The following is a 21,555-nucleotide window of genomic DNA, read 5'->3' as shown; positions in this document are numbered from 1 at the left end:
TAGGGAAAGGTGATAAGAGGATAATGCCTTTTATCACCTTTTTTTGGCGGATAAGGGAAATGAGTTTTCAAAGCTGTTCCTTCTAACTGTTTCATTAGTATGTTTTCATTTTTTTATGCCAAACATTGTCCAATAACTTGTAATCTGGGCTTAATTTCTGGCAAAATGGTAAAAGATTATACAAGCTACATAATATGAGGAGGATTTCCAATTATGGCAATTACTGCGCAAATGGTAAAAGAACTTCGTGAAAAAACTGGTGCCGGAATGATGGACTGCAAAAAGGCACTTACAGAAACTGATGGCGATATGGAAAAAGCAATTGACTACCTACGTGAAAAAGGGATTGCAAAGGCTGCTAAGAAGGCAGACCGCATTGCAGCTGAAGGTTCAACATACATCCTTACTGAAGGTAACGAAGCAGTTATCCTTGAAGTAAACTCTGAAACTGACTTCGTTGCTAAAAATGAAGGCTTCCAGGTGTTAGTCAAGGAGTTGGCTGAACATTTGCTTGCTAAAAAACCGGCAACTGTTGAAGAAGCATTGGAACAAACAATGGAAAACGGTACAAAGGTTGAAGAATACATCAACGCAGCAATCGCTAAAATTGGTGAAAAACTTACCCTTCGCCGTTTTGAAGTAATGACTAAGAGTGACAACGATGCTTTCGGTGCATACCTTCATATGGGTGGAAGAATCGCTGTATTGACACTCTTGGAAGGAACAACTGATGCAGAAGCTGCAAAAGATGTTTCTATGCACATTGCCGCTTTAAAGCCTAAATATGTTTCCCGCGACCAGGTTTCTTCTGATGAAATCGAGCGTGAGCGTGAAGTTCTTACCCAACAGGCTTTAAATGAAGGAAAACCAGAAAAAATCGTAGCGAAAATGGTAGAAGGCCGTATCGGTAAATTCTATGAAGAAATTTGCGTAGTGGACCAATCCTTTGTTAAAAACCCTGACCAAAAGGTTGGCGAGTTTGTTAAGTCTAAAGGCGGCACAATCACGACCTTCGTAAGATACGAAGTAGGAGAAGGTATTGAAAAACGTCAGGAAAACTTCGCAGAAGAAGTTATGAGCCAGGTTAAAAAAGACTGAAAATAGTTTCTTTGCATAAATTGTTTAATAGGGAACACTACCAGTGTTCCCTATTTTCGAATGGAACGCTAATTCTAATGGCCTTTCCAAAGCAGGTAGGCATCAGGTTGAACATAAAGATTACATAGTTGGAGGTTCTGGATGAGCAGCGCGAAATATAAACGTGTCGTATTAAAGCTAAGCGGTGAAGCCTTGGCCGGAGACGAGGGTTTTGGCATCAATCCGTCAATCATTAAATCGATTGCAGAACAAGTCAAAGAGGTTGCAGAAATGGATGTTGAAGTTGCCGTTGTAGTAGGCGGCGGAAACATCTGGCGAGGAAAGATAGGCAGTGAAATGGGGATGGACCGTGCTAATGCAGATTATATGGGGATGCTTGCTACAGTCATGAATTCCCTTGCCCTTCAAGACAGCTTGGAGCAGCTTGGCATTGAAACACGAGTCCAGACTTCAATTGACATGAGACAGGTGGCGGAGCCTTATATCAGGCGAAGGGCGATAAGGCATTTGGAAAAGAAACGTGTAGTCATTTTTGCTGCTGGTACAGGGAATCCTTATTTTTCCACAGATACTACTGCGGCACTCCGTGCAGCAGAAATCGAAGCCGAAGTGATCTTGATGGCAAAAAACAATGTTGATGGAGTCTATAGTGCTGATCCGGTAAAAGACAAGAACGCGAAAAAATATGATGAGCTATCTTATTTGGATGTCCTAAAGGAAGGCTTAGAAGTTATGGATTCTACGGCATCTTCACTTTGCATGGATAACAACATTCCGCTGATTGTCTTCTCATTAATGGAAAAAGGTAATATAAAACGGGCAGTTTTAGGTGAAACGCTTGGAACTATTGTGAGGGGGAAATAATTATGCCGAAAACAGTGATAGCAAATACAAAGGAAAGAATGGAAAAAGCAATCAGTGCATATACCCGCGAATTAGCAAGCATTCGTGCAGGCAGAGCAAACGCATCATTGCTCGATAAAATTTCCGTTGATTACTATGGTGCTCCAACACCGGTAAACCAGCTGGCGGGTATTTCAGTACCAGAGGCTCGTCTATTGGTTATCCAGCCATATGATAAATCAATTCTTGGTGAAATTGAAAAAGCGATTCTAAAATCGGATTTAGGACTCAACCCTACAAGTGACGGGTCAATCATCCGCATCGCAATTCCGGCTTTAACAGAGGAACGTCGTAAAGAACTGGTAAAGGTCGTAAAAAAAGAAGCGGAAGATGCGAAAATCGCTATTAGAAATATTCGCAGGGATGCTAATGATGATTTGAAAAAGCTTGAGAAAAACGGGGAGATTACCGAGGATGACCTACGGGGCTATTCGGATGATATTCAAAAAATGACGGACAGTCACATCGTAAAGATCGATGATATTACGAAAAATAAAGAGAAAGAAATTCTTGAAGTTTAATCAAAAGTGAACCATTAGGCGAAAATAAGAGAAATCCTCGGTGTGCATATGGTTTGAAAATTGGCAGGCCAAAGTGTAAATGTAATCAGGTCCTTGCTAATCATGCGCTAGTAAAAATCAATTTGGTTTTTATCATGCTGCATGTATAAGCATACCTGTCCATTGGCACTTTAGGCCTCTTTTTTTTATGCTAGGCAGGCGTAACGATCATTTTCCGTATGAGAAAACTTGAAGTCTTGATTAGCATTCTATAAGATAAATTAGGGCAGCTGCCATTTTCATGATTTATTATAGGAGAAGGTTTATTTTTTTGATATTATAAAAGAGTTCATACATAGGAAAAAAAACGATAAGATTAGATATAGAGTACAACCTGATGGGGGACAAAAAGTATGTATTCATTTTGGAAGCGTTGGTTCAAAAATAATGCTTCTTCTGATGTAACAAATAGAATTCAAAATGTGAAGAATGATGAAGTTCCGCGCCATATTGCGATCATTATGGATGGAAACGGGCGCTGGGCCAAAAAAAGGGCTCTCCCGCGCGTAGCCGGGCATCATGAAGGCATGAAGGTCGTCCGCAGGATTACCAGGCTCGCCAATGAACTGGGTGTCAACACATTGACGGTCTACGCATTTTCCACTGAAAACTGGAAACGCCCAAAAAATGAAGTGGACTATCTCATGAAGCTGCCCCAGGAATTTCTCGGGACATTCCTCCCAGAGCTAGTTGCTGAGAATGTCCAGGTGGGTATGATTGGCGATAAATCAGCTTTGCCTGATCACACTCGTGAGGCTGTGGACCAGGCAATTAAAGATACAAAAACCAATGACGGTATGATCTTAAATTTTGCTCTGAATTATGGGAGCCGTGCAGAGATAATAGATGCTGTAAATAGAGTAGTCAGGGATTCTAAAAATGGTATAATAGGGGAAAATGTTACTGAGGACATATTTTCTGGTTATTTAATGACCAGCAAATTGCCTGATCCGGATTTGCTTATCCGCACTAGCGGAGAGATCCGCTTGAGCAATTTTATGCTCTGGCAGGCGGCGTACTCAGAGTTTTGGTTTACTGATGTCCTTTGGCCAGATTTCAGGGAAGAACACTTATTGGAAGCTATTGAAGTTTACCAACGACGTTCCAGGCGATATGGCGGGGTCTAGTTGAGAAGGCGAGGAACATAAAATAATGAAACAACGTATCATCACGGCAGTAATCGCAGCAGCCATATTCTTGCCACTTGTTATACTGGGCAAGCAACCATTCCTCATCTTGGTATATGTTATGGGGACAATTGGTTTATCCGAATTGATAAGAATGAAAAAAATCCGCATTTTTTCTTTTCCTTCCATCATCTCATTCTTGCTGTTATGGCTGGTCTTGCTTCCTGAGCAGTACACTATCTTGTTCATGGACTTTGATTACCGGAACATCGAGCTTGTACTCATGGCGGTGATTTTATTATTAATCACTACAGTGATCAGCAAAAACAAATTTACATTCGACGACGCTGGATTTCTGTTGTTATCGGTTATATATGTTGGAATGGGATTCTTTTATTTGTATGAAACCCGGGAGGCCAGCTTAGCCTATGTGTTTTTTGCACTGTTTACAATTTGGGCTACTGATTCTGGTGCTTATTTTGTTGGGCGTGCCATCGGGAAAAGGAAACTTTGGCCGGAAATCAGCCCGAATAAGACGGTTGAAGGTTTTTTCGGGGGAATCGCGAGCAGTATGATCGTAGGGTTGCTCTTTTTTATCTTCAACGGCCTTGATTCGTCCCTTGTCACATTGTTGATAATGAGTGTATTGATATCTATTTTTGGACAATTAGGCGACCTTGTGCAATCTGCTTTCAAAAGGCACTATGGCGTGAAGGATGCAGGCAAGCTTCTTCCTGGACATGGTGGGATTTTAGACAGGCTTGACAGCTTGATTTTTATTCTGCCCATTTTACATTTATTGCATTTGGTAGATTGAACTGCCCAGATTCACCAAAGAATCAGATATTTTGTCTATAAGGTTCATGCAATCTTTCTTTATCTGACGTCTAGTTTAGCCATAGGATGTGGCAATGGTTACAGACGTTCGAGGAACAACAGTGCTTGGCGCATTACTTGTTAGGAGTTGAATCATTTTGAAATATATCAGCCTTTTAGGTGCTACCGGATCAATAGGCCGACAGACGGCCGATGTCGTAAGGCAGCATCCTGGGCAATTTAAGATTGTTGCCATGTCTGTCGGGAAAAATCTCTCGCAGGCTAGGCTGTTCATCGAAGAGTTCAATCCAGAGCTTGTCTCTGTCCAATTTCGGCAGGATTGTGAAGCTTTAGAAATTGAATTTGCAGGGTCAGGAATTGCTTTTACTTATGGTGATGAGGGGCTTGCTGAAGTCGCTGTATACGAAAAGGCCAATATTCTAGTGAATGCAGTAATAGGCAGTGTTGGATTGTATCCGACATTGCAGGCGATCAGCGCAAAAAAGGATATAGCAATCGCCAATAAGGAGACACTTGTAACAGCAGGACATATAGTCATGGAAGAAGCAAAAAAAGCGGGGGTTAAGCTGCTGCCTGTGGATAGTGAGCACTCTGCCATTTTTCAAGCCCTTCAAGGTGAAAAAGAAAAGAATATTGAGCGGCTTATTATTACGGCCTCAGGTGGCAGCTTCAGGGACCTTACGAGAGAAGAACTTCAACATGTAACAGTGGAAGAAGCTTTAAATCATCCAAACTGGTCCATGGGAGCAAAGATTACCATAGATTCTGCAACAATGATGAATAAAGGTTTAGAGGTAATTGAAGCCCACTGGCTGTTTGGGTTGCCATATGAGAAAATTAATGTACTGCTCCATAAGGAAAGCATCATCCATTCAATGGTAGAATTTCATGACTCAAGCGTGATTGCTCAACTGGGCACACCTGATATGAGGGTACCGATCCAATATGCACTCACATATCCCGACCGATTGCCGCTTATGAATTCTAATCGGCTTAACCTGGCTGAAACTGGGAAGCTGCATTTTGCAGAAATGGACTTTGGCCGGTATCCGTGCCTCCGATTTGCGTATGACGCAGGGGAAATCGGCGGTTCTATGCCGACCGTTTTAAATGCTGCCAATGAAATAGCTGTTGCCGGTTTTCTGGAAGGCAGGATCTCTTTTTTGGAAATAGAAACAATAATTGAAAAAGCACTTACTAATCATAAGGCGATTGCTGCTCCGGATTTAACGGTTATCCAAGAAATCGATAGGGAAACCCGACAATTTGTAAAAACACTATTGAAAAAGAGGTGATTAGAAGTGCAAACTCTTCAAACAGTGGTTTCTTTCATAATCATTTTTGGAGCCCTGGTATTTTTTCATGAATTAGGTCACCTATATTTCGCAAAACGGGCAGGGATTTTGTGCCGGGAATTTGCGATTGGAATGGGACCAAAAGTTTTTAACTTTAGGAAAAGGGAGACATTATACACCATCAGACTGCTGCCAATTGGCGGTTATGTCCGCATGGCGGGTGAAGATCCCGAAACTGTCGAACTTAAATCCGGCTACAGAGTAGGTCTTGTCCTTGATGAGGATGCGGTGGTCAAAAAAATTGTTTTGAATAACAAAGAAAAATATCAAGATATCCGGATTATAGAAGTGGAAAAGGCAGATTTGGAACATGGGCTAACCATTCAGGGTTATGAGGAAGGTGAGGAAGACATCTTAAAAACCTTCCATGTCCATAAGGAGGCCGTGACGGTTGAAGATGGCGTCGAAACCCAAATCGCTCCTTATGAACGCCAGTTTGCCTCAAAATCGCTTGGACACAGAACCATGACTATTTTTGCCGGCCCGATGATGAACTTTATTTTAGCCTTTTTCATCTTTCTGGTGATTGGTTTATTCCAAGGTGTTGTCGTTGATGAAGCGCGATTGGGAGAATTGACAAAGGATGGCGCTGCTATTGCTTCAGGTTTAAAGGCTGGAGACCAAATTCAGTCAATTGATGGGAATGAAGTTTCGACCTGGATGGATGTACAGGAAAGTATACAGAAAAGTCCGGGCAAAGAAATCGAATTCGTTGTGGAGCGCGATGGCCAAACAATAGAGGTACCTGTGACGCCTAAAGAAGTGGAACGCGATGGCCAAACAGTCGGTGTGATCGGAGTGTATCCACCGGTGGAGAAATCTCCGTTAAAAGCCATAACTCACGGTTTTTCAGAAACCTACCTATGGACAATCAAGATTTTTGAGATGCTGGGCATGCTTGTAACAGGACAATTTAGCATCGATGCGCTATCCGGTCCGGTCGGTATTTATAAATCTACCGAAGAAGTTGCTGAATCGGGGGTTTTCTCATTAATGAGATGGGCAGGAGTACTAAGTATTAACCTGGGAATTATGAACCTTCTCCCAATTCCGGCACTTGATGGCGGTAGGCTGTTATTTTTCCTTGTAGAAGCATTAAGGGGCAAACCGATCGACAGGCAAAAGGAAGGTCTTGTGCATTTAATTGGGTTTGCGCTATTAATGTTATTGATGATTGTGGTGACATGGAACGACATCCAGCGCTTTTTCCTCAACTAAATGGGCCAAAGATGGGACAGCAGAGAATTCAAATTCCCTGCTGCCTCTTTTTTGGACATGATAAGTGGCTGCTAGATACAACAATTAGATGAAGATTAAGAGGTGCACTAAATGAAACAAAGTATGATACTAATCCCTACACTAAGGGAAGTTCCGGCTGATGCTGAAATCAAGAGCCATCAGCTTTTATTGAGAGCAGGATTTATAAGACAAAATGCAAGCGGGGTCTATAGTTTTATGCCGCTTGGAAAAAGGGTGCTGCAAAAGATTGAAGCGATTGTCCGGGAAGAAATGGATGCTGCAGGAGCGGTGGAGCTATTGATGCCGGCATTACAACAGGCTGAATTGTGGCAGGAATCAGGACGTTGGTATTCATACGGCCCTGAATTAATGAGAATGAAAGACAGGAATGAACGGGATTTTGCCCTTGGTGCCACACATGAGGAAGTCATCACAAGCTTGATCCGTGATGAAGTAAAATCATATAAGCGATTGCCTTTGTCGCTGTATCAAATTCAAACGAAGTTCCGTGATGAAAAGCGTCCGCGTTTTGGTTTGCTTCGAGGCCGCGAGTTTATCATGAAGGATGCCTATTCTTTTCATGCAAATCAGGAAAGCCTTGATGAAGTATATCAAAAGCTATTCACTGCCTATTCGAATATATTTCGGCGGTGCGGCTTGAACTTTAGGGCTGTCATTGCGGACTCCGGCGCAATGGGCGGCAAAGACACCCATGAATTTATGGTGCTGTCGGATGTAGGGGAAGATACCATTGCTTACTCTGATTCTTCCGATTATGCAGCTAATATCGAAATGGCTCCTGTCGTCACAAAATACGAAAAAAGCACTGAAGATGAAAAAGAGCTTACAAAAGTTCACACACCAGGCAAAAAGTCCATTCAAGAAGTGTCTGAATTTCTACAGGTTGGGGCAAAGGAATGCATCAAAACACTATTGTTTAAAGTGGATGGAAAGAATGTCCTTGTTCTTGTACGCGGAGATCATGAAGTAAATGACATAAAATTGAAGAATTATTATGCTGCTTCAGTAGTGGAATTGGCGCAACCGGAAGAAACAAAGCGGATACTGGGCTGCTCCATCGGATCTCTCGGACCTATCAATGTGACCGGTGATGTGGAGATCCTCGCTGACCACGCAGTCGGAGTAATTGTGAACGGTGTTTGCGGAGCAAATGAAGAGGATTATCATTATGTCAATGTAAATCCTGGCCGTGATTTCACTGATGTAGCCTTTACTGACCTTCGCTTCATCCTAGAAGGAGACCCATCTCCGGATGGCAACGGTACAATCAAATTTGCTAAAGGTATTGAAGTAGGCCATGTTTTCAAGCTCGGCACAAGATATAGCGAAGCCATGGGCGCATTGTTCCTGGATGAAAACGGCCGAAGCCAGCCGATGATCATGGGATGCTATGGAATAGGGGTCTCCCGTACCCTTGCAGCTGTGGCGGAACAGTTTAATGATGAAAACGGTCTTGTATGGCCAGAAAACCTCGCTCCTTTCCAGATTCATGTGATTCCGGTCAATGTAAAGGATGAAACTCAGGCGTCACTTGCTCAAGATTTATATGAAGAGCTGCGCAGGCAGGGATACCAAGTCTTGTTGGATGACCGTCAAGAGCGTCCGGGTGTCAAATTTGCCGATTCTGATTTAATCGGAATCCCAGTAAGGATTACGGTAGGCAAAAAAGCCGCAGATGGAGTCATTGAGGTGAAAATCCGTAAAACTGGAGAAGTTCTTGAAGTTAACCGTACAGAACTTGCCGGGGAGCTTGGTCAGATCTTGTAAGAGGGGACAAAAATTATAAAATAGTAAGGAGAAGGGTATCAGTCATGAAGATGGTACCTTTTTCTTTCGGCTATAAGCTGCTTTTTATAATAGATAGATATGATATAATTACGGTTGTCGCCATAGAGGTGCTACAAATATTATGCTTTCACAGTTTATGAAATAATTAATAGATTAGGACTAAAGATAGGGGAGAGAGGAAATGGATCAAAATCCGAATAGTGGAAGAGAGAGATTTCAACTCTTGCTCCAGCAGCTAGGTCTTACGGAGGATGCATTTGTTAAGTATTTTTACCGTGCTGAGATCCAAAAGCTTTCCATCGAAAGGGAAGCAAAAAGCTGGCATTTCGCTTTTAAGCTTCAAGAATTGATTCCTTGTAGTGTACATACACGACTGGCTACCCACCTTTCCGCTACCTTTGCCCACATTGCTGCCGTTTCGTTCAGTATCCATGTTGAAAATCCCGAAGTTACCGAAGAAATCATTAAGGATTACTGGAGAAATTGCATAGGTGAACTAGAAGGAATATCCCCAGCGCTATTAGCACTTTTGAATGAACAAGAACCAAGGGTTGTGGGGAACCGGCTAATTGTAAATGCACGCAATGATGCAGAAGCCGGCCAGTTAAAACGTAAGTATGCTGGAATCATTTCGAATATTTATCAAAAGTTTGGTTTTCCTCCTTTATCCCTTGAAGCTGAAGTTTCTGGCTCACAGGAAGATTACCAGGAGTTTATGCTCCAGAAGCAGAAAGAAGACGAAGCCAAGGCACTTGCAGCCATTACGGAAATGCAGAAGAAAGAAAGTGAAAAATCCGGAGATGTAAGTGAATATCAGGGACCTGTTAAAATTGGTTATACAATCAAGGACGACGCAGATTTCAGGCAAATTGACCAAATTGTCGATGAAGAGAGGCGTATTGCTGTTGAGGGCTTTGTGTTTGATGCGGAAACAAAGGAACTTCGAAGCGGCCGTACATTATTGACATTTAAAATCACAGATTATACAAGCTCAATCCTAGTTAAAATGTTTTCACGGGATAAAGAGGACGCTGCTTTGCTGTCCCGTGTCAAAAAAGGGATGTGGGTCCGTGCCCAGGGAAGTATCCAAAACGATACCTTTGTTCGCGATCTTGTAATGATTGCGAATGATATTAATGAAATCTCCAAGGTCGGCCGGGTGGACAAAGCACCGGAAGGAGAAAAGCGGGTGGAGTTGCATCTGCACACACCTATGAGCCAGATGGATGCCGTGACACCTGTTTCTGCGATGGTTGCCCAGGCAAAAAAATGGGGACATACAGCAGTAGCAATTACTGACCATGCCGTTGTGCAATCTTTTCCGGAGGCATACGGGGCTGGTAAGAAAAACGATATAAAAATCATTTACGGGGTCGAGGTCAATCTTGTGGATGACGGTGTACCAATTGCCTATAATGATGCCCATCGGGTTCTTGCCGAAGATACATATGTTGTCTTTGACGTAGAAACCACCGGCTTGTCTGCCGTCTATGATACGATTATTGAGCTTGCAGCTGTAAAAATGCATAATGGCGAAATCATAGACCGTTTCGAGGATTTTGCCAACCCGCACCATCCTTTGTCAGCCACGACTATAGAATTGACAGGGATAACAGATGAGATGGTCGAAAATGCACCGGAAGTCGGAGATGTCCTTGAAAGGTTCAGGCAGTGGGTGGGCGATGCTGTTTTGGTTGCCCATAACGCGAGCTTTGACATGGGATTTTTGAATGTTGGCTATAAAAAAATAGGGTATCCGAAAGCAGCAAATGCAGTCATTGATACATTGGAACTGGGACGCTTTTTATATCCGGAGTTCAAAAACCACAGGCTTAATACACTTGCTAAAAAATTCGATATTGAACTTACACAGCACCACAGAGCGATTTATGATGCTGAAGCAACTGGTTATCTTCTTATGAAAATGTTAAAGGATACCGCTGAAAAAGGAATTGTGTTTCACGATCAGCTGAATGAACATATGGGAGAGGGAAATGCTTATCAGCGTTCACGCCCATATCATTGTACGTTGCTTGCCCAGAATGAAACAGGATTGAAAAATCTTTTTAAATTAGTATCAATCTCGCATCTCAATTATTTTTATCGGGTTCCGCGCATACCCCGTTCACAGTTGCAAAAGCATCGGGAAGGCCTCATAGTTGGCTCGGGCTGTGACAAAGGTGAAGTTTTTGAAGGAATGATGCAGAAGGCTTTTGAGGAAGTTGTAGATATCGCCGAATTCTATGATTATCTTGAAATTCATCCAAAAGAAGTCTACCAACATATGATTGAAATGGAATATGTCCGTGATGAAAAATCATTAGAGGGCATCATTTCGAATATTATAAAGCTCGGGGAAAAGCTTGAGAAGCCAGTTGTCGCCACTGGCAATGTTCATTACCTTGACCCTAACGACAAAATCTACAGGAAAATCCTTGTAGGTTCCCAAGGAGGGGCAAATCCTTTGAACCGCCACAAGCTGCCTGATGTCCATTTCCGGACGACAGATGAAATGCTATCAGCCTTTTCTTTTCTCGGTAAAGAAAAAGCGAAGGAAATCGTAGTCGACAATTCTAATAAGATAGCGGATATGATTGAGCCGATTAAACCGATTAAAGACGACCTTTATACACCGAAAATTGAAGGTGCAGAAGACGAGATGCGCGAGATGAGTTATAGCATGGCACGGCGCATTTATGGCGACCCACTGCCGGACATCGTCGAAGCCCGATTGGAAAAAGAACTAAAAAGCATCATCGGCCATGGATTTGCCGTTATTTACCTAATTTCACATAAGCTTGTAAAAAAATCACTGGATGATGGATACCTTGTTGGTTCCCGAGGTTCGGTAGGTTCATCATTCGTTGCGACGATGACGGAAATTACAGAAGTCAACCCCCTCCCGCCGCATTATGTCTGTCCAAGCTGCAAGCATTCGGAATTCTTCAATGACGGTTCTGTCGGTTCAGGTTTTGACCTCCCGGACAAGGATTGCCCGAATTGCGGTGTGAGATATAAAAAGGATGGCCATGATATTCCTTTTGAAACGTTCCTGGGCTTTAAAGGAGATAAAGTTCCTGATATCGATTTGAACTTCTCAGGGGAGTATCAGCCTCATGCCCATAACTATACAAAAGTCCTTTTTGGTGAGGATAACGTATACCGAGCTGGAACAATTGGTACTGTTGCCGAAAAGACGGCCTATGGCTATGTAAAAGGATATGCGTCAGATCATAACCTTCATCTAAGGGGAGCAGAAGTTGACAGGCTTGTGGCAGGCTGTACAGGCGTGAAAAGAACAACCGGCCAGCACCCGGGCGGAATTATCGTTGTTCCGGACTATATGGAAATATATGATTTTTCACCGGTCCAATTTCCTGCTGATGACAAGACTTCGGAATGGAAGACCACTCACTTTGACTTCCATTCCATTCATGATAACTTATTGAAGCTCGATATACTTGGACACGATGATCCGACTGTGATCCGGATGCTGCAGGACTTAAGCGGCATTGACCCTAAAACAATACCCACAGATGACCCTGAAGTAATGAAAATTTTCTCGGGTACTGAGTCACTCGGTGTTACAGAAGACCAAATCATGTGCAAGACAGGGACGCTTGGCATTCCTGAATTCGGTACACGTTTTGTCCGCCAGATGCTTGAAGACACCAAACCGACGACATTTTCAGAACTGGTCCAGATCTCGGGCCTCTCACACGGTACAGACGTATGGCTTGGCAATGCACAAGAGCTGATACACAACAGTATTTGTACACTGTCAGAGGTTATCGGTTGTCGTGACGACATTATGGTTTATTTGATTTACCAAGGTTTGGAGCCGTCTCTTGCCTTTAAAATCATGGAATCTGTCCGTAAAGGAAAGGGGCTTTCCGAAGAGTTTGAAGCAGAAATGCGGAAGAATGAAGTACCAGAATGGTATATTGATTCATGTAAAAAGATTAAATACATGTTTCCTAAGGCGCATGCCGCCGCCTATGTTTTAATGGCTGTGCGAATAGCCTATTTCAAGGTTCATTTGCCCCTTTTGTATTACGCTGCTTATTTTACGGTCCGTGCAGAAGATTTTGAGATCGATGCGATGGTACGGGGCTCACAGTCCATTCGTGCTAAAATCGAAGAGATTAACGCAAAGGGTCTAGATGCATCAACAAAGGAAAAAAATACATTGACGGTGCTTGAACTTGCCCTGGAGATGTGTGAAAGAGGATTCTCTTTCCAAAAAGTTGACTTATATAAATCAAGTGCGGATCAATTTATCATCGAGGGCAATACATTGATCCCTCCTTTTAATTCAATTCCAGGACTTGGAACAAACGCCGCCTTGAATATAGTACGTGCAAGGGGAGAAGGGGAATTTCTTTCTAAAGAAGACCTTCAGCAGAGGGGGAAAGTATCAAAAACGATTCTTGAGTACCTCGACAAGCAAGGCTGCCTGGAATCTCTTCCGGACCAGAACCAACTTTCTTTGTTCTAATGTGTTTCATCAAGCATGATATTAACCACCCCTTTTGGTTCATTTGCAAAAAAGCCGCGATTATGGTATATTTTATTTGGAAATACTAAGAAACCAAGTGTAAGAGTGGGGAAACCCACTCTTTCCTATTGTAAATAACTAATTTATTTATAATAAAAGCTCCGGACAAAAGAAATGCCGGTCAAAACCTGCCACTCCTTGTGGAATCGCCGGCACCGGTAGATCAAGTGACGTCCGGCCATGTATGGAGGCAGCTTATGAGTAAAAAAGTAACTGAAATTGTAGAAGAGATGGTGACTCCGATCCTGGATGAATCAGGGCTGGAGCTGGTGGAAGTTGAATATGCCAAAGAAGGTAAGAGCTGGTTTCTCCGCGTATACATTGATAAAGAGGGCGGAGTAGATATTGAAGATTGCGGCCAGGTTAGCGAAAAGCTTAGTGAGAAGCTTGATGAGGTAGACCCGATTCCGCAAAACTATTTCTTAGAGGTATCGTCACCGGGTGCTGAACGGCCGTTAAAGAAAGAAAAGGACTTTGAAAAGGCAGTCGGGAAAAATGTGTACATAAAAACATATGAACCAATTCTTGATAAAAAAGAATTTGAAGGCCTCCTAACCGGGTTTGACGGACGGGAAGTGACGTTGGAAGTTACGGTTAAGACAAGAAAGAATACTGTCGTCATTCCGTATGAAAAAGTGGCGAAAGCAAGGCTGGCGGTCACTTTTTAAAGATTAGGGAAATAAATGATGAAGGGGGACCAACCATGAGCAGTGATTTATTGGATGCTCTCAATATATTGGAGACAGAAAAAGGCATTTCCAGAGATGTCCTAATTGACGCTATCGAAGCGGCACTTATTTCTGCATATCGCCGCAATTTTAATCAGGCACAAAACGTCCGTATCGACTTAAACCTTGAAAAGGGTACGATGAGAGTGTTTGCGAGAAAAGACGTTGTTGACGAAGTCTTCGATCCACGTCTTGAAATCTCTCTGGAAGAAGCAAAAGGAATCAATCCAAGCTACCAGATTGACGATGTGGTGGAAATGGAAGTAACTCCGAAAGATTTCGGAAGGATTGCGGCGCAAACTGCAAAGCAAGTAGTAACCCAGCGCGTCAGGGAAGCAGAGCGCGGCATTATCTATTCCGAATTCATTGACCGTGAAGAGGATATCATGACCGGTATCGTCCAACGTCAAGATTCACGATTTATTTATGTATCGCTGGGGAAGATTGAAGCGTTGCTGCCTGCAGGCGAGCAGATGCCAAATGAACAATACAAGCCCCATGACCGGATTAAAGTATATATCACAAAAGTAGAAAAAACATCCAAGGGCCCACAGATTTTCGTCTCGCGTACACATCCAGGGCTTTTAAAGCGCCTTTTTGAAATTGAAGTACCTGAGATTTTCGATGGTACGGTGGAAATTAAATCGGTGGCCAGGGAAGCGGGAGACCGCTCAAAAATTTCTGTGCATTCCGATAACGAAGAAGTTGATCCAGTCGGCTCCTGCGTAGGACAAAAAGGCCAACGAGTACAAGCGATTGTAAACGAGCTGAAAGGTGAAAAGATTGACATTGTCAAATGGTCAGAAGACCCGGTTGTCTTTGTAGCCAACGCTTTGAGCCCATCGAAGGTACTTGAGGTCATTGTACAAGAAGAGGATAAAGCTACTACGGTCATCGTGCCGGATTACCAGTTATCCCTGGCGATAGGGAAACGAGGGCAAAACGCTCGTCTTGCGGCAAAATTAACCGGCTGGAAAATAGATATCAAGAGTGAAACGGAAGCACGCGAAAGTGGCATTTACCCTGTTGAAGAGCAGGAACCTCTATTAAGCAGGGACAGCTATGAGACAGGCGATGAATTCTCTGAAGATAATGAGTAAGCTTGATAGGAGGTGACCCGCTGTGAACAGCCGAAAAAAAATTCCGATGAGAAAGTGTGTCGCTTCAGGCGAAATGAGGCCTAAAAAGGAATTAATTAGGATCGTCCGCACAAAAGAGGGCGAAATAAGCATTGATCCAACCGGAAAAAAGTCTGGTCGCGGTGCTTATCTCACCCTGGATGCGGGCATTATTGAGCTTGCCAAGAAAAAAAGTGTGCTAGAGCGCAACCTGGAAGCGGAAGTCGATCATTCCATATATGAACAATTACTGGAAATGGCGGAAAAGGAGAAGCATCCGAATTCATGAAACAAGATCAATGGGTGTCTCTATTAGGTTTGGCAAATCGAGCGCGTAAGCTGATTTCCGGAGAAGAATTAGTGATTAAGGAGATAAGGAACGGAAAAGCAAAGCTAGTGTTGCTTGCTATGGACGCTTCCTCAAATACAGAAAAAAAAATCATTGATAAGTGCAGATATTATGATGTGCCTATCAAAAGAGTGGAAAACAGGTCCATTCTTGGCCAGTCGATCGGCAAGGAAGAGAGAGTCACCATTGCCGTGCTGGACGATGGTTTTGCACGAAAACTCCAGACGCTGCTCGATTAAATTTTACGGGGGTGAACGCATGACCAAATTACGAGTATATGAATATGCAAAACAAAAAAACGTTTCAAGCAAGGACGTTATTAATAAACTGAAAGAAATGGACATTGAGGTATCAAACCATATGGCAGCATTAGAAGATACAACTGTTGAAAAATTGAATGAAAAATACCAGCCAAAGGCTAGTACTGAACCAAAGTCCGGACAAAATACGGCTGCCAGACCGCAGCCAACACAGCACGCCACACTGGAAACGTACGAAGCGGAAGCGGATGATAATACCGGTGTAGTGAAAAAGACCGAAAAAATCCAAAAGAAGCCTGTTCCAAAACCTGTGGCTGGAAAGAAAACTGTCCAGGATAACCAGAAAGCTTTCAAAGGCAATAATAATAACAGGAACAATAACCGTAATAAAAACAACAGACAAAAACCTCAGCAGCACACGTCTGCGCCGGTTCAAAAGAGAAAAGAAAAAGAGCTTCCTTCAAAAATCACTTTCACCGAATCCCTGACGGTTGCCGAGCTCGCAAAGAAGCTGCACCGTGAACCTTCTGAAATCATTAAGAAGCTTTTCATGCTAGGTGTAATGGCAACAATTAACCAATCGCTTGATAAAGATGCAATCGAGTTGGTTGCAGGCGAATATGATGTCGAAGTGGAAGAAAAGATTTTAGTGGATATTACCGATCTTGAAGTATTGGTTACGGAAGATAATGAAGCCGATCTGATCGAGCGTCCATCTGTCGTTACGATCATGGGTCACGTTGACCATGGAAAAACTACCCTGCTCGACTCCATCCGTAATACAAAAGTGACTGAAGGCGAAGCGGGTGGCATTACACAGCATATTGGTGCTTATCAAGTAGAAGTTAATGACAAGAAAATTACATTCCTGGATACACCTGGTCACGCGGCGTTTACTACAATGCGTGCACGCGGTGCGAAGGTTACAGATATAACAATCTTGGTCGTGGCGGCTGACGATGGAGTAATGCCTCAGACAGTTGAAGCAATTAATCATGCTAAAGCGGCTGAGGTACCTATCATTGTAGCAGTGAACAAAATGGATAAACCGGCAGCCAATCCGGATCGCGTAATGCAAGAGCTAACTGAGCATGGCCTTGTACCGGAAGCATGGGGTGGCGATACCATATTTGTTCCGATTTCAGCTAAGAACGGTGAAGGCATCGACTCCTTGCTGGAAATGATCCTTCTTGTCGGCGAAGTGGAAGAGTATAAAGCGAATCCAAACAGACGGGCAATCGGTACGGTAATTGAGGCACAGCTTGATAAAGGCCGAGGTTCTGTAGCGACCCTTCTTGTTCAAAACGGTACGCTGAAAATTGGTGACCCGATCGTAGTAGGTAACACTTTCGGCCGTGTACGCGCAATGGTTAATGATCTTGGCCGCCGCGTAAAAGAAGCGGGTCCTTCCACTCCGGTTGAGATTACAGGTTTAAATGAGGTACCGCTGGCAGGAGACCGTTTCATCGTATTCGAAGATGAAAAAACAGCCCGCCAGGTCGGGGAAGCCCGCTCACAGAAACAACTTGCTTCACAACGCAGTGAAAAATCCCGTGTAACTTTGGATACATTGTTTGAACAAATGAAGCAAGGGGAAATAAAAGAACTGAACATCATCTTAAAAGCGGATGTTCAAGGGTCGGCTGAAGCGGTGGCTGCTTCACTGCAAAAAATTGAAGTGGAAGGCGCCAAAGTTAAAATTATCCACACAGGTGTCGGTGCAATTACCGAATCAGATATTATCCTGGCAACTGCATCCAACGCCATCGTAATCGGATTTAACGTGCGCCCGGATGTAAATGCCAAGCGTGCTGCCGAATCAGAGAACGTCGACGTTCGCCTGCACCGCATCATTTATAAAGTAATCGAGGAAATCGAAGCTGCGATGAAAGGGATGCTTGATCCTGAATTTGAAGAAAAAATCATCGGCCAGGCTGAAGTCCGTACGACATTTAAGGTTTCTAAAGTCGGTACAATTGCAGGTTCTTATGTGACCGATGGAAAGATTACGCGAGATAGCGGCGTACGTTTAATCCGCGAGGGGGTAGTAATTTTCGAAGGTGAAATCGATGCCCTGAAACGCTTTAAAGACGATGTAAAAGAAGTAGCCCAAAACTATGAATGCGGAATCACGATTAAAAACTTCAACGACGTCAAAGAAGGCGACGTCATTGAAGCCTTCGTAATGGAAGAAGTAGAACGCAAGTAATGATCGGCTCAGCCGAGTTTGAATGCATTATCCATGACGCCCAGTCATTAAAAGAAAAGCGAGCCGTGCTTCAGCGTGTCATGACACGGCTCAAGCAAAAATTCAATATTTCGGTCGCAGAAGTCGAATATCAGGATGTGTGGCAAAGGACAAAACTTGCCATTGTGACCGTAGCATCATCCCGTGGGGCAACTGAGAGAGAATTGCAGAATGCCCTGCAATTTCTAGATTCGTTTCCGGAACTTGAACGTACAATAACAGATATAGAATGGCTTTAGGCTAGCGAGGTGATTTTATGAGCCTTCGTGCAAATCGTGTTGGCGAACAGATGAAGAAAGAGCTGACTGAGATCATTGGTCGCAAAATCAAGGATCCGCGGATTGGCTTTGTCACAGTGACAGACGTTGCCGTAACTGGGGATCTCCAACAGGCAACCGTTTATATCTCGGTGCTTGGTGATGAGGAACAAAAAGAAAATACGCTTAAAGGCTTAGCAAAGGCAAAAGGATTTATTCGTTCTGAAATTGGGCAAAGAATCCGGCTGCGCAAAACGCCTGAAATTGCATTTGAATTTGATGAATCCATTGCCTATGGAAATAGGATCGATACGTTGATCCATCAAATCCATGCAGAAGAAAAAGTCTCTCGTAGCGATGATGAATAGTTTTTATTAGCGCCGGGCTGCCTTTTTATATAGCTTGCAGTCAGCTTGAATCAGAGATAGACATGTATTGTCTATCTTTTTTTCTGCCTTTCTGCGGGAAGGACCTTCAATAAAATATGGACTAGCTACAGAATCCATGTTTCATTATATGAAAAAATAAGCAATAAAATCTGTATCATTAAAAGAGGTGAATGTATTGGAAGGAATTCTGCCGCTGTGGAAGCCAAAGGGGATGACATCCCATGACTGTGTATTTAAACTCAGGAAAATCTTGAAGACAAAAAAGGTTGGACATACTGGAACTCTTGACCCAGATGTCACGGGAGTTTTACCTATATGTATAGGGAGGGCCACAAAAATAGCGGAATACATAACTGATGCCGGGAAAGCTTATGAAGGGGAAGTAACAATAGGCTTCTCGACAACCACTGAGGATGCGGGAGGAGAGAAGGTAGAGGAACAACCTGTATCAGGTACAATCCCAAGAGAACGGATTCTCCAAGTGCTGACTTCACTATCAGGTGAAATCCAGCAGACACCGCCAATGTATTCGGCAGTGAAAGTAAACGGTAAGAAGCTATATGAATATGCAAGAGCAGGGATTGCTGTCGAACGGCCCACAAGGACGGTAACTATTTACGAGCTCACATTGCTTGATGACAGAGAAGAATTCTCAGGGCCTACCGTGTCCTTCCGTTTCAGGGTCAGCTGCAGTAAAGGAACCTATATCAGGACACTCGCCGTAATGATAGGAGAAAGACTGGGCTATCCAGCGCATATGTCTAACCTTGTCAGGATCCAATCAGCCGGCTTCACACGTGAAGACTGTAAAACCTTTGAAGAAGTAGAAGAAATGGCAGCATTGGAACGAAAAGAAGATCTTTTGTTACCGTTGGAAAGAGGCTTAATTCATTTGCCGAAATATCAGATTAATGATACAGTAGCAAAGAAAGTAAAAAACGGTGCTGTCTTAGAACAACCTGCAGACTTACCTATTACAAAGGGAAATCCTTTCGTAATGGTGGACAACAGGCAAAAGGCGCTTGCCATATATAGCATTCACCCGAATAAACCAAATCTGGTGAAGCCCATAAAGGTTTTAGCCCAGGATTAAATTAGTTTTTCCGGAAGAAAGAGGAGAATGGAACGTGAAAGTTATTGCAATAGAGCATCCTCATCACTTTAATGCCGGCGATTTCCCGCCGCTATGCATCGCGCTTGGCTTTTTTGATGGTGTACATAAAGGGCACCAAAAAGTAATACAAACTGCTGTAGATAAAGCCAAGCTTGAGGGGATTAGTTCAGGTGTCATGACCTTTGACCCCCATCCATCTGCGGTTCTTGGTAAAGATGTTAGGCATATCCGTTATATCACACCTATTCAGGACAAAATCTCCCTCATTAGGGATTTGGGTGTTGATTACCTGTTCATCATTCATTTTACAAAGGATTTTGCCTCCTTGCATCCAGAGAAATTCGTTGACGACTATTTAATAAATCTTAATGTACGGCATGTGGTGGCAGGTTTCGACTACACATATGGCCGATATGGAGAGGGTAATATGAAAACCCTTCCTTTCTATTCAAGAGGACGGTTTACCCATACTACTGTTGAAAAACAAATGCTTGATGCCGAAAAAGTGAGTTCTACCAGAATTAGGAATACTTTGGACGAAGGGAATTTTGTTGAATTCCACCATTTAACAGGACGCTTTTATTCGACTCAAGGTATTGTAGTCCATGGTGAAAAACGGGGACGTAAGCTGGGCTTTCCGACCGCAAATGTCGAAGTGAGGGATAATTATTTATTTCCCGCTACCGGCGTTTATGCCGTTCGCATAAAAATAGATGGAAGCTGGCATGAAGGTGTCTGCAATGTCGGCTATAAGCCTACCTTTCATGAAAAGCGGCCAGAACATCCAACCGTTGAAGTGCACATCCTCTCATTTGACGGCGATCTTTATGGTAAAGAAGTAAAAGTTGAGTGGCATAAGAGGATACGAAGCGAGCAAAAATTCGCTGGGCTGGGTGACCTTATCAAACAAATTGAAGCCGATAAAGCGGAAACCCAAGCTTATTTTAATAAAACTACGGTTTAGACTTGCAATTTATTCCGAAAAGTTGTATTCTATTAAATGTATGAAAAATAACCATTACTTGGCTTGTCGAATCTCCGGCGCTGGCTCGGTAACTGGGGTTTTCATGAAATAATTAGGAGGTGAAATGGATGGCTATTACACAAGAACGTAAAAATGAACTAATTAATGAGTACAGAACTCACGAGACTGACACTGGATCTCCAGAAGTACAGATTGCTGTCCTGACTGAAGAAATTAACAATTTGAACGAGCACTTGCGCGTTCACAAGAAAGACCACCACTCTCGTCGCGGTCTTCTTAAAATGGTAGGTAGACGCCGTAACCTTTTAACATACCTACGTAATAAAGATGTTACTCGTTACCGTGAACTTATCAACAAGTTAGGTTTACGCCGATAATCTTTCATGAAAGCGGGATTTTTCCCGCTTTTTTGTTAGGTTAATTTACATAAATTCCGGGCGAATTACCCTCTAGCGGTTATGTTACGATCTATCGCACTTAGCAGACGCTGGTTTTTTGTTTTTTGGCCTAGCGTCACCAAAAATTTATGAAAAAAAGTATTTCAACAAATTTGGTCATTTTATACATATTTCATCCATATCGCTGTTAACGCTTGTTTTTTTCGTGCATAATAAGTATAGC

General features: G+C 43.0%; 19 protein-coding genes. All 19 read left to right on the top strand.

The genetic code is table 11. From position 1 onward, the window contains the following. Nucleotides 1-213 precede the first annotated feature (213 nt). The 19 genes from tsf (at nucleotide 214) to rpsO (ending at nucleotide 21,311) form a co-directional block, all read left to right on the top strand. Complete coding sequence (gene tsf, locus CUU64_RS08085; protein ID WP_101633052.1) at nucleotides 214-1,098, top strand: translation elongation factor Ts; 885 nt, start codon at nucleotides 214-216, stop codon at nucleotides 1,096-1,098. 141 nt (nucleotides 1,099-1,239) lie between these two features. Further along, on the top strand, nucleotides 1,240-1,962 hold the full coding sequence (pyrH, locus tag CUU64_RS08080; RefSeq protein ID WP_101633051.1) for a UMP kinase: 723 nt from the start codon (nucleotides 1,240-1,242) through the stop codon (nucleotides 1,960-1,962). 2 nt (nucleotides 1,963-1,964) lie between these two features. Then, entirely contained in the window at nucleotides 1,965-2,522 is a 558-nt protein-coding gene (frr, locus tag CUU64_RS08075) for a ribosome recycling factor (RefSeq protein ID WP_101633050.1), read from the top strand. Nucleotides 2,523-2,914: 392 nt separating this feature from the next. Beyond that, nucleotides 2,915-3,688: an undecaprenyl pyrophosphate synthase gene (locus tag CUU64_RS08070; protein ID WP_101633049.1), complete on the top strand. Its 774-nt coding sequence runs from the start codon at nucleotides 2,915-2,917 to the stop codon at nucleotides 3,686-3,688. Nucleotides 3,689-3,713: 25 nt separating this feature from the next. Next, the gene (locus tag CUU64_RS08065; protein WP_101633048.1) at nucleotides 3,714-4,505 is read left to right on the top strand and encodes a phosphatidate cytidylyltransferase; all 792 of its coding nucleotides are present in this window, start codon (nucleotides 3,714-3,716) and stop codon (nucleotides 4,503-4,505) included. A gap of 157 nt (nucleotides 4,506-4,662) precedes the next feature. Further along, entirely contained in the window at nucleotides 4,663-5,820 is a 1,158-nt protein-coding gene (locus tag CUU64_RS08060; RefSeq protein ID WP_101633047.1) for a 1-deoxy-D-xylulose-5-phosphate reductoisomerase, read from the top strand. A 6-nt stretch (nucleotides 5,821-5,826) separates the two neighbouring features. Further along, nucleotides 5,827-7,098 carry an RIP metalloprotease RseP gene (rseP, locus tag CUU64_RS08055; RefSeq protein WP_101633046.1) on the top strand — a complete coding sequence of 424 codons (1,272 nt, stop codon included), beginning with the start codon at nucleotides 5,827-5,829 and terminating at the stop codon, nucleotides 7,096-7,098. A 111-nt stretch (nucleotides 7,099-7,209) separates the two neighbouring features. Continuing rightward, complete coding sequence (locus tag CUU64_RS08050; RefSeq protein WP_101633045.1) at nucleotides 7,210-8,907, top strand: proline--tRNA ligase; 1,698 nt, start codon at nucleotides 7,210-7,212, stop codon at nucleotides 8,905-8,907. Nucleotides 8,908-9,109: 202 nt separating this feature from the next. Continuing rightward, nucleotides 9,110-13,426, top strand: a complete 4,317-nt coding sequence (locus CUU64_RS08045) for a PolC-type DNA polymerase III (RefSeq protein ID WP_101633044.1) — start codon at nucleotides 9,110-9,112, stop codon at nucleotides 13,424-13,426. 257 nt (nucleotides 13,427-13,683) lie between these two features. Then, nucleotides 13,684-14,154, top strand: coding sequence for a ribosome maturation factor RimP (gene rimP / locus CUU64_RS08040; protein ID WP_101633043.1), 471 nt, complete (start codon nucleotides 13,684-13,686; stop codon nucleotides 14,152-14,154). Nucleotides 14,155-14,189: 35 nt separating this feature from the next. After that, nucleotides 14,190-15,314, top strand: coding sequence for a transcription termination factor NusA (gene nusA / locus CUU64_RS08035; protein ID WP_101633042.1), 1,125 nt, complete (start codon nucleotides 14,190-14,192; stop codon nucleotides 15,312-15,314). Between the two features lie 22 nt (nucleotides 15,315-15,336). Then, the gene (gene rnpM, locus CUU64_RS08030; protein WP_101633041.1) at nucleotides 15,337-15,621 is read left to right on the top strand and encodes an RNase P modulator RnpM; all 285 of its coding nucleotides are present in this window, start codon (nucleotides 15,337-15,339) and stop codon (nucleotides 15,619-15,621) included. Continuing rightward, nucleotides 15,618-15,920 carry a YlxQ family RNA-binding protein gene (locus tag CUU64_RS08025; RefSeq protein WP_101633040.1) on the top strand — a complete coding sequence of 101 codons (303 nt, stop codon included), beginning with the start codon at nucleotides 15,618-15,620 and terminating at the stop codon, nucleotides 15,918-15,920. Before rnpM ends, CUU64_RS08025 begins: the two co-directional genes overlap by 4 nt. A 19-nt stretch (nucleotides 15,921-15,939) precedes the next feature. Then, nucleotides 15,940-18,150, top strand: a complete 2,211-nt coding sequence (gene infB / locus CUU64_RS08020) for a translation initiation factor IF-2 (protein ID WP_101633039.1) — start codon at nucleotides 15,940-15,942, stop codon at nucleotides 18,148-18,150. Next, nucleotides 18,150-18,428 (top strand): DUF503 domain-containing protein, encoded by a 279-nt coding sequence (locus tag CUU64_RS08015; protein WP_101633038.1) that lies wholly within the window; start codon nucleotides 18,150-18,152, stop codon nucleotides 18,426-18,428. The genes infB and CUU64_RS08015 overlap by 1 nt, the downstream gene beginning before the upstream one ends. 17 nt (nucleotides 18,429-18,445) lie before the next feature. Then, entirely contained in the window at nucleotides 18,446-18,814 is a 369-nt protein-coding gene (gene rbfA, locus CUU64_RS08010; RefSeq protein WP_101633037.1) for a 30S ribosome-binding factor RbfA, read from the top strand. Nucleotides 18,815-19,010: 196 nt separating this feature from the next. Beyond that, entirely contained in the window at nucleotides 19,011-19,928 is a 918-nt protein-coding gene (gene truB, locus CUU64_RS08005; protein WP_101633036.1) for a tRNA pseudouridine(55) synthase TruB, read from the top strand. A 34-nt stretch (nucleotides 19,929-19,962) separates the two neighbouring features. Then, nucleotides 19,963-20,913 (top strand): bifunctional riboflavin kinase/FAD synthetase, encoded by a 951-nt coding sequence (ribF, locus tag CUU64_RS08000; RefSeq protein ID WP_101633035.1) that lies wholly within the window; start codon nucleotides 19,963-19,965, stop codon nucleotides 20,911-20,913. 128 nt (nucleotides 20,914-21,041) lie between these two features. Beyond that, nucleotides 21,042-21,311: a 30S ribosomal protein S15 gene (gene rpsO, locus CUU64_RS07995; RefSeq protein ID WP_101633034.1), complete on the top strand. Its 270-nt coding sequence runs from the start codon at nucleotides 21,042-21,044 to the stop codon at nucleotides 21,309-21,311. Nucleotides 21,312-21,555 lie beyond the last annotated feature (244 nt).

The sequence above is a fragment of the Bacillus sp. V5-8f genome (assembly GCF_002863565.1).
Classification (GTDB): Bacteria; Bacillota; Bacilli; order Bacillales; family DSM-1321; genus Peribacillus.
This window is presented reverse-complemented; position numbering and strand designations above follow the sequence as displayed.